Here is a 15,875-nt window from a genome sequence, read left to right on the forward strand (position 1 = left end):
AGCTCCTCTCCTACAGTCCGCGCGCGACGGCAGCGGCGACCCGGAGCCACGCGGCGTTCGTTGCAGGGCGGAGGTTGTTCAACCGGAGGTGGCCGGACTTCAGCGCAGGGTCGAACGGGACTCGCTCGACAGCCCGCACCTGATCGACGAAGCCGTCGACAATCGCTCGGGCCGCCTCGGACCCGGAGCGCTCAGCCTGCGTGACCACAACCACGGTGTTGTCGGCGAGGTTGCGGGAGCGCGCATCCCTCTGGCGCAGAGCATCGAGCAGCAAGGCTGCCGACTCTGCGGATTCGGGAGAAGTCGTTGTTGGGACCACCAGCTGGGAGGAAGAGTCGACCATTCGTAGCCACCTGTCCGCGGACTCGTCGTTTCCGGAGTCGAGGATCACGATTCGGTAGTAGCGTGCCGCCACCTGCATCAGCAGATCGAACTCCGGCTGCGAGATCTTCTGATCCGTCGCGAGCAGCTCCGGGTTCGAGCGCAGCACGTCGTAGCGATCAGCCGTTTGGTGGTGGACGAACCGGGCGATGTCCGAAACCGATGCCGTCGGTTCCAGCAGCTGGTTTGCGGAAGGCAGAAGATCGCGAACGGTGGTGTCGTAGAGTCCCTGCTCGGTTCGCCACCCCAGCGTCCCCCTCGTGTCGTTGTTGTCCCAGGCGAGCACGTTGCCGCCGCCATGCCGGCCGAACATGGCCGCGATCATGGCGGTGGTCATCGTCTTCCCCACGCCACCCTTGCCGTTGACGACGGCGATCGTGCGGCATCCGGCCCACTGCAATGAAGCGCTCCGCTCGTCCTGCGCTCGGGCGACTTCAGCAGGGGCGGGCGCAATCAAGATGCCGATCCGTGCAAGAGCCGCGCGCCATCCCCCGGTCGGTCGTTCCGTTACGGGGGCGCTGATGAAGGACTTGCGAGTGTGAGGCTCCGGGACACGGTCTGATCGGTCGTATCCCGGAACCTGTTCACTCACCTCCTCTCTCGGTTGTGATGGCTGGATTCGCTCGCGGCGGGGTACGGGGGAGGCCGCGATCGTGCCGTTCGTCCCTACAACCAGGTGATGGTCTCCGCTATCGCCAGAGGTAACGAGCTCGACGGCGTTTCCCCGGCGTTGCGCCTCGGCGGCGGTGCGCTCGAGGATCTTCTGTCGGATGTCTTCGCCTGGCGCGGCCATGAGAGATTCGCGGTGTCCGTCTGGCGTCGTGAAGGTCGCATCGGAGCCAGCCACGGTCGCATAGACGCGCGGCATCATGTCGAGGCTCATTGCGGAGTCTCCTTTCCGGAGGGGGTCCGCCAGCCTTCGATACTCGTGTCGGCGGCTGCGGGCGAATACCAGAGCCGGTCGAGTTCGTCAGCCTTGATGAGCTCCGGTGTGGACTGATCACGTTGCTGCATCGCGTCGTCGGTCTTGAAGAGCTCGTACTCCCACTCAGTTGAGGTGGCGAAGCAGTCGACCGCGTATGCGTACTGGCCGACATACGCGAGGAAGACACCCATTCGCAAGCGGCGCGCATCCTCCACGTGAGTGGATGGGATGTTGAGGCGCTCGCGGAGGCTGGCGGCCTCTTGATGATTCACACGAAAGACGAACTTGTTCTCGATATCGCCGACGATCGAGTACGCCAGATTGCGTTCCTTCGAGTCGGTGTCCCCCACGGCGTCGAGGTCGCTGAGTTTGTGGAGGATGACGATGTTGCTGATGCCGTAGTGACGGGAGAGCTTCAGCCACTGCTGGAACATCTGTAGCGAGGCGAGGCTGGTCATGTCGCGCCAGCCCTCCTCGCGGATAAGGTATCGCGTGCGCCGAGCGGATCGATCCGAAACCACGGCTTGTATCCACGCGGTCGTGCACACCTGAGTGAGCTGCGCCACCAGCTCGCTGCGTGCGAACAGCTCCGATGTGTCGACCACGACGATGGGCGCATCCGCGTCGAAGGCAACCGTCGACTCGTCCTCGAAGAGGCCCGACAGGTCACCCTCGACGAACCGACGCAGCACGAATCTGGGTTGCACGGCGCCGTCCGACAATCGGAAATCCGAGCCCGCGTCCTCCACGATCGCGCCCAGTTTCTCGTAGACGCCCCTCAGCGTCGGACGATCGGCTGTGGCGGCGATGCATTGCTCGAGCGCGTCATGAATGGCTGCGTGCTCGACGGCTGTGAGGCGAGTGCTGCCTAGAGCCATCTCGACGAGGGATATGAGAGTCGTAATGCGCCGCTGGTTCACCATCTTCTCGTGCTGCTCATCGTCGGCATCGGCGCGGCGTGGTCCACGATCGAGTGGATTCAATCGCGCACTGCTTCCACCGCCGATCCGGATGACGACACCTCGGGGGACCGCCTCTGCGACGGCAACCCACTCACCTTTGGGGTCGGAAGGAACCACCGCCTGATGGCCGAAGGCGATGGACCTCGTCACCAGGGTCTTGACCGTGCCGCTCTTGCCCGCCCGATAAGCGCCGAGCACCAACAGGTTGGTGGAGAACGTTCCTCGCTCACTGACGTCCGCGTACGCCTCCCATGGTGAGAAATGCCAGAGTGCGTCGGCGTTGAGATCCACACCGAGGATCGGTCCCCGATGCCCCAGCCCGCCATCTGCGATGAACGGATAGATCCCGGCGATCTGGCGAGACGTCGCCTGGTGTGACGGGATGGACGGTCGCGCCAGATTCCAATAGGAACCCCGACCCATACCGGGGCCGAAGGGCCCGGTCACCGCCGCGTCAGGGAGAGTACGATCGCGACGGCGCGGCTTCGCCGGTTCGATCTCGCGACCGGATCGGGCGGCATCCTGGTTGAACTTGCGCCGTTGGCGCCGGGATAGATCGTTGGGCTCGAACACCGCGATGTGACGCACCATCAGTTCATCCCCAGTCCGATCGGGAAGGCGTTGACCATGAGTGCCTCGGCCTGCTGGCAGTAGAGAATCTGAGGCTCCATGCCAGCTCGAGCGAGTGCGTTTCGCATGCCAGCAAGAGCTTGATCGAGGAGTTCTTCATCAGGCGCTGTGACGGTGAGGTACGCGCCGTATCGGAACTCGCCGTGGCCCGCCACGATCTCCTCCTCCTGTCGTTCCAGTGCATCCCAGTCCGCCGCGTCGGCAGCGGACCCATCTACCCCACGCTTTGCTCGGAGCTTCTCGTTGCCGCGCCAGATCTTCTTGTCGTCTTCGATGCGCTTCATCGCCTTCTTCACTGATATCGGGGTAACCACGATGGAAAAGATGTGCGTGATGGCCTCACCGGTGGCGGGCATCCGGGCGAACACGATCGGCTCTACGAAGCCGATTGCCGCATCCGAGCGCGGCCACTCGTGGATCCACATGGTGGTGTGGACACCCGAATCAGTGAGAACGACGCCGTTCCTGCCTCGGGGCTCTTCGAGGTACATAGGCCCGATCGCGCTCAAGTCGACACCCGTCCGGTCGTCGGGACGGTTCTGCACGTTCGCAGCGAACTCGGTGTCGAATGCCACCCGGGTGAGTGCGGCGATCTCGCGCGGTGACAGCCAACGGCGAACGGTGATGCGAGCAGCACGGAGGGCATCGGCAAGGTTGCGTGCTTCGAGTGCGGCGAGTGACTTGATCGCGCTCTCACCACCGCCCAAAGACTTCAGTTGACGTCCGAGGGCGATCAAGTCAAGCGTGAACGTCAGATAGTTGCGGTGCGATACCGCGAACCGTTCGGAACCGTTCATGACCTGCTCGTAGTTCTGGTTTACCGGCGATGGGGCATCCAGATCGCCGTGACCAGTTGCCGCCTCGTAGTGCTCCCGCGCCGCGCGAATCGTGGTCGGGATGGTGCGCTCTTGGAGCACGGCGCGTTTGATGCCGGGCCGTTGTGTGAAAGACGCGAGCACGGGTGACCACTGTTGGGCGAGGTCGTATCGCTCGGGAATGTCCTTCATGAGAAACCCGCCGACCTCGACTTCGGCGGTCACTGAGACGGAGCGATCGTGCGGGTTATAGATGCACGCGGCACCGTCGACATCCCATATCTGCACCGACGCCCGGATGCCGGGAAGGTTGAGGGTCCCCGCGATCGGTGGCTTCTCGGGGCGGAAGACGTGCTTGGTTGCTCCCATCGCGTGGCGGATTTGCTTCATCACCCAGAGACCTGCCTGTCGGGGCGCGGAGTCTCCGTGAACAGTGATGAATGCCACCGCCCCGATCGGAAGGTAGATGGGCGCCGCGTAGAGCAGTCCTGGAGGGCCGAATCGGTTCACGGAGATGAGGATCACCACTGCAGCGGTCGCAACGCACGTAAGTTGCCACGCGTCCATACCCATCACGACGCCCTGCCGAGAGCGGCGTGGCAGTCGCACGGGACGCGCCAAGTCATGCGTAGACATCACACGGTCCTTTCAGTTCGCGGGCCAGGCGGGTTGCCGGTTGAGGACGGACGGGGTGTCTGCGCTGAGGGCGTTGAGGACCCCTTGGGCGACGGGCGCGAGGGGCCGGACGAACCAGCCGGACCCGAAGGGCCAGCAGCCGGACCCGAAGGGCCGGACGGACCGCGGGGAGGACTGCCCGGTGTCGAGCCTCCGGTGCTGGACGCGGGCGACGAGCCTGGACGGGAAGCGCCAGCCTTCACGCCAGCCGGGGTCGCTCCGATGCGGCTGGGGATTCGCGCCGCGGATCGTGCGGCGTTCGTTCCGGCCCTCGTTGCGTTGGACCCCATCCGCGACCCCATCGAGTCGGCCGCCACGGCTCCGACAAAGCTGAACAGGCCGAACAGGGCGAAGGGTGCGAAAGCAACGAGGACGAGACCGATGAGAAGTGGCCACGACTGCGGATCCCAGATTGTCTTCACGCTAGCTAGGCCATTGACGATCAACGTCACGAATCCGATCGTCAATGGGCCGGTCAGAAGAAGCACCACAACAGCCGAGACGTAGCGCACCACCCATTGGGGTCCGACGGCTCGAACCGGGTAGAGCATCCATGCAATCGGGCCGACCGCAATGAGCGCAGCGAGAACGATATTCCGGAAGGCAAACACCAGCATGAGCAGCAGCATCCCGAACATCAGCAGACCGTGAATGAGGAACGCGAAGAAATAGTTCGCCTGTCCGCCTGCCCACATGGCCGACTGCAGAGTGGCGAAGAGCGCGTCGCTGCCGTCGCGGTTGAGTACATACCAGGAGAGGTCGTCCACCGCGTTCAGGAGGTGTCCGGTCGCCCACAGGCTGAGCGCGGTTGCCGGAAAGGCGACAAAGCTTCGTACCAAAGCGCCGACGAGTTCCGATCGGTCGCCAGATACGACGGCGGCGCCGATGGACCACACCATCGCCCCCAAGAGCACAGCGAGGATCGCCCACTGCCAGAACGACCACTCGTGAATCGCCGCGGTCCACAGCAACGACGACGTGTCGAACCTCATGTTCTGAGAGATGGCGAACATGGATGCTGTGGCTGATAGCGCCATCCCGCGGCCGGCGTTCTCAAATGTCAGACACGCGACATCGCCCAGCGAACAGCCGTACTCGACCAGCAGCGGCTTTCCGCCACTCACCTTGATGGCAGAGATGTGATCCTCGTAGGTCGTGCACACCGTGGCTTTCGACCCACCGACGAAGACGTTGATGAAGCACTGCTGCGGCTTGGTGTCGGCGGTGTTCTGGGGCGCACAAGTGACTTGCGATGCCGACTGGAAGCAGTCGACGGGATAGGCGGGGGAGGACCAAGGCTGGCCGGTGACGGCCGTCGCGCCCGGGGCGGTGATCGCCGGGGTCACGAGCGTCGACGCACTCGCGGGGCTGAGCGCGCCGACCGCCAGGCCGGCACCGATGGCGGCCCCCAACAGCAGCAGGAGGGGGGTGCGCATCAGAAGCCGAAGTCGAAGTTGACGAACCAGTTGAAGAGCCCGCTGACTGCACCAAGACACGCCGCGGCCACGAAGATCCAGACGATGTTCGCGCCCGCCCAGCTTCGGACGTGGTCCGAGGCGAGCCCGCGAAAGGCAAGCGCGGACGCAGCGACAATCAGCATGATGAGCACGACGATCAGTGCTCCGCCAAGGATGTATGAGGCGACCACCTGCAGTCCCTGGAAGAAGGGTGCCGAGAAGTCGGGCTGGATGTCGGGTACTTCGACATCCGCGGAGATGATTTGGGTGAATCGCATGATGTGCTCCTCCATTGCGCGCCTTCACTTGAGTGGAAGGCCGAGTGCAGCCATGAATGGCTGTGGGTCTATGGGCGTGCCATCGCGGCGCACCTCGAAGTGCAAGTGGCAGCCGTAGGACTTGCCTGTATTGCCCTCGGCTCCGACGGCTGTTCCTGCCTGCAGTGTTTGGCCGACCCGAACGCGGAGCGATCCCCACTGCATGTGGCCGTACAGCGTGACGATGCCTTGGCCATGGTCTATGCGCACGGCATTTCCGTAGCCCTGGTAGTTGCCAGCAGTGATGACGACACCCGAGCCGGCGGCATAGACGGTTGCACCGCATCCTTGAGCCATGTCGTAGCCCTTGTGATCGGTTGTGCAGTAGCTGCACCCGACCACCGGGTTGTACCCGAAGCCGCGACCCTTGCTGTACCCGCCCGCCAGCGGGTATCCCCAGTCGCCGGCTACGGCTGGTGGCGCGGCCTCGTTGCCTGTCGTCGTAACCGATTGGCCCGCGACGGCGAACGGTATCGCGATCAGAGGGGAGAGGACGAAGAGAAGCGCGAGCGCGACGATGAGCAGTGCGGCTATTCCGATCCGGCGGCCGATCCTCGTGTTTGCGAGGGTTGCTACGACGGCGACCGGGGCTCCCATGTCAGGGCTCCAATGACCCCGAGAAGTAGCGGACGACTTTGCAGTCTCCGGGCTGTTGATCGCTGTTCGGAGCCGGAACCGATCCGTCGCCGCACAGCACCTGCACGCTCACGCGCACCTTTTCGTCGTAGCTGGACTCCTTCCCGCCGCTGTCGGACCGAGTAAACGTCAGCACGACATCCGTGGTGCCGATCCGCATGTTGCCAGATGAGTCCTCTGGAACGTCGGTGTAGGCGATCTCGCCGGCTGCATCGGCTGTTACCCGTCCGTTTTCGTTCGCGAGGGAGTTCCAGTCCGCTTCGGGCAACACAACTCCCTGGCGCAGCTCGAGCTGAGACGCGCGCATGTCGTCCTCGCGCTCCTGCTCCGTCGCATATCGGGTGTCAGGTGTGAACCATGTGTCGAGGTACGAGAGCCACTCGGCGCGCGTGCTTTGCTGCGTGTCGAAAGTGGATGCCGCGGCCAGCGCCGCCTGAATGTAGAGGTCGGAGTCTTTGGTGATGGGCTCCGCGATCCATCCGCGTTGGATCACGGACTCATCGACGACAGACTCGGGTGGCGGATCGGTGGGCGCCTGCGACGCGTTGGGACGGGGTGATTGGTTGACGGTCGGGCTGGCGACCGGTGTCTTGCCGAGCATCGAGCTCGCGACTATGGCGATGATCGCCACCAGAAGAACTGCGGCTCCGATGATCGCCCAGACCAGGCCCCGACGGCTGCTACGTGGAGTCGCCATGATCAGGCCTTCTGAATCCTAAGGAGCTCAGGTCCCCGTCTACCAGCCACGGCGATGCTGTGTGCATCGCGAAGAAGGGCGGCTGCGGTTGACATGAGGGAAGCATATAACACTACACTCGGATTAGTGAAGCACTTTTTGCTTCTGTTATCTGGACGAGCGCGCTGGGCGTGGGACAGACTGAGATCGTGCCCCGCTACACCCGACCCGCGAACAGTGAGTACGCGGAGGATCCCATCAAGGCTTTCGGGAACATGATGCAGGCGACCATCATCGGTTACCTGCGGAAGAACCCGGCCCAGACCAGGGCTGAGATTGCCGACGCACTCGAGATCCCAAAGATGACCGTCTCGAACGGGCTCGAGAAGCTGCTCGATGTCGGCTTGATCATCGCGGACCCCCCGCGAGATGTCGCGATCCGCGGGCAGCGGGTCCGATACACCGTCGACGACGCCCAGGTCACGGAGATGGTCATGAGGCTGAACCAGGTCCTGGGCGAGTTTTGAGCCGAGGGTTCGACATGCTGCGCGCATACGATGCATCTAACTCTTGCAATACTCAAATACACAAGCGTTCTCTTCTTCTTCCGTAAATAGGTAGCCCGGCACGATGCTTCCGAGATAGTCTTGCCCTGTGGGTAGAGGGTCAGTGGGTGAAGCCGGCACTTGGGCGGTTGACGTGATGCAGGCGGTGTCCGCTCTCCGTCAAGCGACCGGGCTGACAAATCAGGAGCTCATCGAGCGTTCCGGAATGTCAGCGACTTACTATTACGCGCGAATGCGTGGCGCTGCTCCGTTCGACATGAACGACATCGAGAAGCTCGCCCGAGCCCTGGGAACACATCCTCACGAGATCTCGCGTGTTGCGGCATCCACAACCGACGTCGACGAGTTCGAGCCCAAGGTGACCACCGATCCTCGCGAACTCGGCCGTCGACTCACTGCTCTTTCGCAATCACCGGGAGTCGATGGCTCGGACTTCGAGGTTGGCGGACTGATCGGCTACCTCGCCGAGCGAGGCGTTCTTCTTCGAACGCCGGAGTGGTCGACGCTCGTCGCGGGGACCGCCGGGCCTGTTGTGCGCCTTCGGGTGCTCGAGGGTGTCGCCGACTATGCGGGGATTGCTCCCGCGTACCTCGTCGATCTGAACGACGCTGAGGCAGTGGAGGCCGTCGAGGCGAACCTCGATTTTCGCGACGCTCTAAAGGCCTCAGGGGCGGACTCGATCTCTGCCCGCGCGGTTGGAGAGGTGTCTCCTGCTGCCCTGCGAGCTATCGCTCAGTCCCTTCGCTCCATTGGTGCTCAATAAGGTACTGACCCGATGATTGACTGCGTATGCGCGTACAGTGGGAACGGTCGGATGGTCGTGACGCGGGTGTCTCTATCGAGGACGGACTGCCATGAACTACCGGGCTTCCCAGAATCACGATGAGTTGCGCCATCGCGCAGAGGCGGAACTCGAGCGGCTGAACCTGCCGGCGGATGTCGAGCTCTCTGACATCGTGAGGCAGGTCGCCGTCGCCACGGGCAAGCGAATCGACGTCGAGCCGGTGGGTGACAGCGACTGGGAGAACGTGACCGGTCTCGTACTCATGACCGCCGACTCGGCGCGAATCCTCGTTCGGAAGTCTGACCCGCGGTGGTACCAGTTCCATACGGTGCTCCACGAACTCTCACATGTGCTGTTCGGGCACCACGGTTGCGTGACGCTGCCCGTGAAGCATCCCGGGACTCGGCACGTTCGTGCCGGACAGACGGTTCTTGCCCGGGGGATCGTCACTCCCGACTTCGAGGTAGACCTGGATTTCGGCGACAAGGATCTTGTGATGGAGGCTGAAGCCGAGAAGCTGTCGCAGCTGCTGTCTCGGCTTGTGCTTCGCCCACGCCACGGTCGCGACGAGGCAGTGTTCGGCTGATGATGGTCCGGCTCGAAACGGTCGCGTTTGTCGCGCTGCTGATCCTCACTCTGCTTCGGCTTCCTTCGGCGATCCGTCAGCCATCGAGTCGCCTCACCTGGATCGCGACGATCACTGGCCTTGCCGCCATCTTCATGGTCGGAGTTGCGGTTCCACTTGAGGTGGTCGACGGATGGCTCGGTGGCTCGAACATCGCCAACCTCCTGCAGAACGTTCTCGCCGTGACTGCGTTCTGGTTCGTGATGCAGGCCGCACGCACGCTCGATGGCACTCGGTTCCGTCCGCGAAGCCTCTGGGAGCTCCCTGCCATGTTCCTCGCGTTCACGATCCCGTTCTTCCTGATTGCGGATCGCGGCACGACCTCGAATGACTTCATCAAGGTGACCGCCGACCAGGTCGGGCTCTGGGCATACGCGTCGATCTACATGGCCTGCGTCGTGTTCATCATGGTCCGGATGCTGATCGGAATCCGGGGGAGAACTCCTCGGCCGTACATCCTCATCCGCGTCGGGGCGTGGGCGATCGCCATTGCGAGCATTGTCGAGATTGCGTACCTGAGCCTTCGTGTCGCCGGCCAGGGACGCACCGCGCCTGTGGAGTTCGTCGGCAACCTGTTCACTATTCCGTTCTACGGCGGCGTCGTGCTGGTGTGCTCGGGCATCGCCATCTTCTCCTTCGCTCGGGCGGGCCGCGCTTCGATCAACGCTGCGCTGAGCAAGCTCCTCTCGCAGGCGAATGTGAATCGCGGAATGACGCTGGCCCCGATCCCTGACGAAGATCCCGTGCACGAGACCTACCGACTAGCGGTTCGACTCACAGACATCGCGAACAGCGAGGAGTTGACCCGACGAGAGCGGATTCTGCTGCGCGCCGCCGCCGAGCTGCTCGACCGGCAGATGAGGGCGCCGGCGGTTGTGCGAATGACCAGCGTGGACCCTCGAAGAGTGGTTGCGTAATGCCCGCTCTGGTTGCGGTTGCCTGCCTCGTTGCGCTGTTAGCGCCGGCGGCATGGTTCATCCGGATGCTTGCGCGTCGCGTCGTCGGGGTCGAACCGCGCCGGAAGACGGTGACTGCTCGTCGCGATGACCAGACGATGGTGCTTCCAGTGAGTACGGCGTCACTGGCGGCTGGCCAGTACGGGCTGTGGTTCGGGCCGAACTTCGAGCACCACGCTTTGGTTGGGGAGGTGCTGAGCTCCGACCAAGGATTGGTTGTGCGACGGTTCATCAAGTCGACAGCGCCTGTGCCCACTGAGCCCTTCGAGGCTCAACTGACGGCTCACGTGATGAACGGCCCCGCGGAGATCGACAGCGCGTGGGAGAACGTCGATGTCCCGCTTCGTGATGGCACGTCGGCACCGGCGTGGCTGTTCCGGTCGGAAAGCCCGGACAAGCCTTGGGTGATCCACGTCCAGGGCATCCGCACATCGCGGCTCGTCACGCTTCGCTCAGTCGAAGTGGCGCAGCGAGCGGGTCTCACATCGCTCGTGATCACATACCGGGGAGCTGGCGACGGACCTCCAGCCACAGTGTCGAGCCTTGGCCAGCGGGAGTGGAGCGACCTCGCGGATGCGGTTGCGTATGCGCGAGCACAGGGGGCGGTCGCGATCTACGTCGTGGCCTGGTCAATGGGAGCCGGACTCGCGCTCGAACTGCTGCGCCGTGAGCCCGACGCTTTCGACCGGCTCGCGCTCATTGCACCAGCGACAAATTGGCGCGAGATCGTCCGGCGCGGTGTGAAGAACGCGGGCTTGCCCGGGTTCCTCACGCGGGCGATCACATGGGCACTGGGGTCGCCGGTGGCGAGTCGCCTGATCGGGTTGCCGGCGCCGATCGACTTCGACCAGCTGGACTGGGTCAACTCTTTTGAGCTGGCTGTGCCCACGCTCGTGATTCATTCAAAGGGCGATGAGGAGATTCCGTTCGAGCTCACCGACGACTTCGCGTCTGGGCACGCGACCGTGACGCTGATAGAAACGTCGGCGGCACCGCACGGGTGGGAACTGAATGTTGATCGTGAACGGGCGATGTCCGCGCTATCGTCATGGCTCGAGGCAACTTAGGCACCACCCGGGCCAGCCGATTCAACCGTAATCGTGAGGTCACCCCGTCCTGCGTGGGGGTATCGACGCGCCTCGTGGGTTGCACGATGATGCGGACAATTTCGCTACCCGGCATTTCACGCGCGAGTTGATCGCGCCCGATCACCAGGTCGAGCAGCCGGATGTGAGGTGAGGAAACTCACACCGACTCAACGACGCTGGGCCAAGTGCTCGTCGAGGTATTTGTTGTTTTGCCGCGAACACCTACCGTGGGGCATTCGCCCACCGTAGGCCGGTGGGGCCAGCCTCAACTTGAATGTTCTGAAATCGCGGTCCACTCATTTATTGCTCATGACTCTCAAGGATCGCCCGGAGCAGAGCGACCACTCGGGATTTCGCGGCTCCGCGGTGGTCGCGAGCAGGCCATTGCGTAGGTCTGGGATCCACCGGTAAGTCGCTCGCATCTCGGTGGTGCGGTTGGTCAGGGTTGAAGCGCGTTTGTGGAGCCTGCGGCCGGTTTGGCAGTCTCCCGGCATCACAACGACGGCCTTAGGGCATTGAGTCGGTCAAGTAGGCCGGAAAGTGGTGTGCGAGCTCTAGCGCGAGCAGTGTTTCGACGGGCCGCTCGGTAGCCGGTCGACCGAGTAGCTCGCTGGCGCGCCCAACCCGATAAGCGACGGTGTTCGCGGCCAAGTGCAGTTCGCGTGCCGCCAGGATCCGGCTGTTGCCGGTCTTGAGGAAGAGCCTGAGGGTATTCCGAAGTTCGGCGATCTTCGGTTCGTCTCCGTCGAGACCTTGGAGTTCGTCTCGCACAAATCGGCGCGCTGCAGCCTCGTCGGCCGAGAGCAAGGCGATCAGCCGCACATCGGAGTAGGACCAGAAGTCTCCTTCGGCCGCTTTGCGGCCGACTTTCGCGGCTTGTTGCGCGGTGGCGTAGCTCGAGCGAAATCCCTCCAGCCCGGCTCCGAGTTCTCCGATTGCGAGTCTGGCCCACGGTGGGTTGGTGACGTCGTTGGCCACTTGGTCGAGGTTGACGTCGGGAAGCCTCGAGAATGTCCACCAGTACTCGGCGAGGCCGTCGTGATGCAGCACGAGGGTGTTCGAGGCTCCGAGAGCTTGCCCGATTTGCGCGCCGAACCGCGAGAGCTCCGCCTGGCGGTCGGGAATGTGACGGGTGGACCATTGCCAGGCCACGCCGATGAGGTGATGGTCCGTCAGACGGAGCCCGAGGGCGCGTTCGGTTGTTGACGTAGGCTGCTCGCCCTCGAGCAGAGATCTCATGATGTGAAGACGCTCAGCGGGGACGTGACCGGACCAGGCGATGAGTTCGTTCTGGTATTCGGTGGTGAGCCCCTTTACGTAAAGGTCCACGTATGAGTAGAGCGCGGCGTTCAGCGTGCGAACCTGCGGCATCAGCTCGGCAGGGTCGAACAGCTCCTCCAGCTCTCGAAGCAGCGCATCCTGGGTTCGGGTGTGGCATGCCCATACGGTCCGGAGAAGCGTACCCATCGGCACACCTTGGCGTGCGGACTCGCGGACGTTCTCTTCAGCTCCACGGGGTCGCACGATCTCGCCCGCAGGAGTGTCATTGTGCAGTGCCATCAATGTGGTGAAGAGACTGGCTTCGAACGCCTCTCGTTCTCGGCCGGTCATCACTCCCGGCGACTCGCTGGCCGCGAACTCCCGTTGGACGGCGGAGATGATCTCCTGTGCGGTCTCGATGGCCCACTCGCTCGCCGAGACGCCGATCTCCGCGATCGCCGCCCCGACGAGCTTGGGATCGGAGGCAGCGTCGGCCACCACAACCGCTGAATGCGGCGCCAGTTGCTCGACCCAGTTGTTCATTCGCGCCATCCTCCTCGACAGCTGCCGGCCCTGCCACGCATCCCGGCCGCGCAAGAAGAGTACGACAACCCCAACGATGTGCATCACCTATTGGCATGCCGCAACAGCGTGATCGGCTGTTCTTGTCGTCGGGACGATAGAACTTCCCATCCCGCACTGCCTTGAATGTGATCGGGGCGAAAGCTGCGACACAGATCTCCGATCTGCCCACTACCGCGTTCGAAGGAGAACAACGTGACCAACGATGATCCCTCGAAGATTCTGCACACACCCGTTCTCATCGCAGGAGGTGGCCCAGTCGGCCTCACGCTTGCAATGAGTCTCGCGAAGCGCGACATCCGTTGCATCGTCCTTGAGAGCCGCGCGGATATTCCACCGAATCCGCGGTGCAACACGACCAATGCTCGATCGATGGAGATCTTTCGACTACTGGGTTGCGCCGACGCGATCCGCGACGCGGGGCTGCCGGCAGACCACAGCACCGACGTGGTGTACATGACAGATCTCGCCGGAGCCGAGCTGACCCGCTTCGTTCGCCCAACCACCGGTGAAGTCCGAGCCGGCACGGCAGAGGGCATCGGCGCCTCTTGGCCCACACCCGAGCCACAGCACTTCATCTCCCAGCTGTACATGGAGCCGGTACTGCGCGAGCACGCGGCACAACAGCCGAACATCGACCTACGTCTCGGGTGGCGGCTGCTGGAATTCGCTCAGACCGAGGATGCGATTCTCGCCGTCGCCGAAGACATCCAGACGGGCAACAGGGTGCAGATCATCGCGGACTACATCGTCGGCGCGGATGGATCCACAAGCCTTGTCCGGCACACCATCGGGGCGAGCCTCGAGGGGATGCCCGCCCTGGAGAACACGACCTCCGTCTTCTTCAGATCCGCACGGGTCAACGAACTCTACGAACGCACTCCCGGATGGATGTACCGGTTCCCGGGCGGCGCCATGCTCGTTGCCATCAGCACGGACGAGTGGCTCATTCACACCCAGGTTCCCCGCGGTGAGGACCCGACGACCTTCGACTACGAACCACAGATGTTCCAATCCCTGGGCGAACGCGTCGAGTACGAGGTCATCAGCATCTCTCGCTGGACGGCACGGGCCATGGTGTCCAACAAGTTCGTCGAGGGACGCGCAGTCCTCGCGGGGGATGCCGCCCACATCTGGATCCCGATGGGGGGATTCGGCATGAATGCCGGGATCGGCGACGCGGACGCCCTCGGCTGGCGACTTGCCGGCCTCATCCAGGGCTGGCTATCGGCGCAGGTGCTGCGCTCCTACGAAATGGAGCGCGCATCCCTCGGCGTCCAGGTTGCTGCGCAAGCCCCGAAGTGGCGCGCGGCCATCCAGCCGATCATGCAGGCCCCTGCCGCGACGTGGTCGGAGTTGCGAGATCCCGCCAACCGCGAGCTGCGCGACGCTTTCGGCGACCGCATCCAGCAGGCGAACCTGTCGGAGTGGGAGAGCGTCGGCATCCAGTTGGGGTTCGCCTACGAACACTCGCCGATCATCGTGCCCGATGGCGAAAGCGCACCACCCTTCTCGGTCGAGGACTACCGCGAGTCCTCAGTCCCCGGGGTGCGGGCCCCTCACATCTGGCGGGCCCAGGGCGGTCGGTCGCTGTTCGACGATTTCGGGCTCGGCTTCACGCTGCTGAGGCTTGGACCGAACCCGCCGACGGGAGCCCAGATCATCGCCCTCGCGTCGGAGCGGCGCATCCCGCTCACGGTGCTGGATGTCCCCGAACCGGAGGCGGTCGCCAAGTATGGGGCGTACGGCCTCGTGGTGGTTCGTCCCGATCAGTACATCGCATGGCGATCGAAAGGTGAGCCCACCGATCCCGCAGCCGTGCTGGATACGCTGACCGCTCACGCGATGCCTGTCCCGGACATCCCGGAACGCCGATCCCACACGCTCGCGACGCGCACCGACTCGCCCACGGCCATCGCGTGGGAGGGAGGCGTCCTCGTCACAGCGTTCGCCGACGGCCTTGCCGGGTTCGATCCGACCACCCGCGAGTGGACCCGCTATGTTCGCGGCAACGACGACGCAACTCCGCCGCCGACGCCACATCCGTCGACGGCGCGGGACGGCGCCCAACCCCCGTCGTACGTCGCCGTCGATGCCGGTGCTGGTGCCCAGATCTGTTTCGTGTCGAACGCCGACGACGCTTTGACACCGGTGCTTAGCCATCCGCTGCCGGTGACCGCGCTCGCTCTCTCACCATCGGGGGGCACTCTGTATGTTCGCGACCAATCCGGGGTCGTTCAGCAAGCGCGCGTTCTGGCCGGTGGCGGACTGGGGCGTCTGTACCCCTTCGTCTCCTCCGCTGTCCCCGACAGCTCCGGGATGAGCGTCGACACGGATGGCGCGGTCTGGGTCTGCCGCGCGCGATCGGACGTCATCGATCGGTACGACGCCGCGGGAAGGCTCGTCGAGCACGTCACGACGCCGCCCGGTCCCGTCGACTGCGTCGTGGCAGACCAGCTCGACGGCATGTTCATCGTCGGTCATGACGGTTCACAGGGGTGGATCGCCGAGTACTCGTTCAGCGGCGTGCCCGCGTGAAC

Annotated in this window: 14 protein-coding genes; 6 read left to right on the top strand and 8 right to left on the bottom strand. The window is 63.9% G+C overall.

The window, feature by feature from the left end; genetic code table 11:
• Nucleotides 1-10 precede the first annotated feature (10 nt).
• From ABD212_RS17585 to ABD212_RS17615, 7 genes are all read right to left on the bottom strand, one after another.
• A complete protein-coding gene (locus ABD212_RS17585; protein ID WP_344097169.1) occupies nucleotides 11-838 on the bottom strand; it encodes a MinD/ParA family ATP-binding protein in 828 nt (275 codons plus the stop codon).
• Between the two features lie 422 nt (nucleotides 839-1,260).
• Nucleotides 1,261-2,859 carry a hypothetical protein gene (locus tag ABD212_RS17590; RefSeq protein ID WP_344097172.1) on the bottom strand — a complete coding sequence of 533 codons (1,599 nt, stop codon included), beginning with the start codon at nucleotides 2,857-2,859 and terminating at the stop codon, nucleotides 1,261-1,263.
• Nucleotides 2,859-4,349 carry an SCO6880 family protein gene (locus tag ABD212_RS17595; protein ID WP_344097174.1) on the bottom strand — a complete coding sequence of 497 codons (1,491 nt, stop codon included), beginning with the start codon at nucleotides 4,347-4,349 and terminating at the stop codon, nucleotides 2,859-2,861. Before ABD212_RS17595 ends, ABD212_RS17590 begins: the two co-directional genes overlap by 1 nt.
• On the bottom strand, nucleotides 4,349-5,824 hold the full coding sequence (locus ABD212_RS17600; protein ID WP_344097176.1) for a hypothetical protein: 1,476 nt from the start codon (nucleotides 5,822-5,824) through the stop codon (nucleotides 4,349-4,351). The genes ABD212_RS17595 and ABD212_RS17600 overlap by 1 nt, the downstream gene beginning before the upstream one ends.
• On the bottom strand, nucleotides 5,824-6,123 hold the full coding sequence (locus ABD212_RS17605) for a hypothetical protein (RefSeq protein ID WP_344097179.1): 300 nt from the start codon (nucleotides 6,121-6,123) through the stop codon (nucleotides 5,824-5,826). The genes ABD212_RS17600 and ABD212_RS17605 overlap by 1 nt, the downstream gene beginning before the upstream one ends.
• A 24-nt stretch (nucleotides 6,124-6,147) precedes the next feature.
• A complete protein-coding gene (locus ABD212_RS17610; protein ID WP_344097181.1) occupies nucleotides 6,148-6,759 on the bottom strand; it encodes a M23 family metallopeptidase in 612 nt (203 codons plus the stop codon).
• Nucleotide 6,760: 1 nt separating this feature from the next.
• Nucleotides 6,761-7,495: a hypothetical protein gene (locus tag ABD212_RS17615; protein WP_344097184.1), complete on the bottom strand. Its 735-nt coding sequence runs from the start codon at nucleotides 7,493-7,495 to the stop codon at nucleotides 6,761-6,763.
• 188 nt (nucleotides 7,496-7,683) lie between these two features.
• On the opposite strand from ABD212_RS17615, the gene ABD212_RS17620 reads away from it, so the two are divergent.
• From ABD212_RS17620 to ABD212_RS17640, 5 genes are all read left to right on the top strand, one after another.
• Nucleotides 7,684-8,001: a MarR family transcriptional regulator gene (locus ABD212_RS17620; RefSeq protein ID WP_344097186.1), complete on the top strand. Its 318-nt coding sequence runs from the start codon at nucleotides 7,684-7,686 to the stop codon at nucleotides 7,999-8,001.
• A 175-nt stretch (nucleotides 8,002-8,176) separates the two neighbouring features.
• Nucleotides 8,177-8,803, top strand: a complete 627-nt coding sequence (locus tag ABD212_RS17625; RefSeq protein WP_344097306.1) for a helix-turn-helix transcriptional regulator — start codon at nucleotides 8,177-8,179, stop codon at nucleotides 8,801-8,803.
• A gap of 91 nt (nucleotides 8,804-8,894) precedes the next feature.
• A complete protein-coding gene (locus tag ABD212_RS17630; RefSeq protein WP_344097189.1) occupies nucleotides 8,895-9,410 on the top strand; it encodes a hypothetical protein in 516 nt (171 codons plus the stop codon).
• Nucleotides 9,410-10,366: a hypothetical protein gene (locus ABD212_RS17635; protein WP_344097191.1), complete on the top strand. Its 957-nt coding sequence runs from the start codon at nucleotides 9,410-9,412 to the stop codon at nucleotides 10,364-10,366. Before ABD212_RS17630 ends, ABD212_RS17635 begins: the two co-directional genes overlap by 1 nt.
• A gap of 329 nt (nucleotides 10,367-10,695) precedes the next feature.
• Entirely contained in the window at nucleotides 10,696-11,472 is a 777-nt protein-coding gene (locus tag ABD212_RS17640; RefSeq protein WP_344097308.1) for an alpha/beta hydrolase family protein, read from the top strand.
• A 528-nt stretch (nucleotides 11,473-12,000) separates the two neighbouring features.
• Here ABD212_RS17640 and ABD212_RS17645 read toward each other — a convergent pair.
• Nucleotides 12,001-13,296 (bottom strand): PucR family transcriptional regulator, encoded by a 1,296-nt coding sequence (locus ABD212_RS17645; protein ID WP_344097193.1) that lies wholly within the window; start codon nucleotides 13,294-13,296, stop codon nucleotides 12,001-12,003.
• Nucleotides 13,297-13,530: 234 nt separating this feature from the next.
• On the opposite strand from ABD212_RS17645, the gene ABD212_RS17650 reads away from it, so the two are divergent.
• The gene (locus ABD212_RS17650) at nucleotides 13,531-15,873 is read left to right on the top strand and encodes an FAD-dependent monooxygenase (RefSeq protein WP_344097195.1); all 2,343 of its coding nucleotides are present in this window, start codon (nucleotides 13,531-13,533) and stop codon (nucleotides 15,871-15,873) included.
• Nucleotides 15,874-15,875 lie beyond the last annotated feature (2 nt).

The organism is Microbacterium deminutum, assembly GCF_039530205.1.
GTDB classification, from domain to species: domain Bacteria; phylum Actinomycetota; class Actinomycetes; order Actinomycetales; family Microbacteriaceae; genus Microbacterium; species Microbacterium deminutum.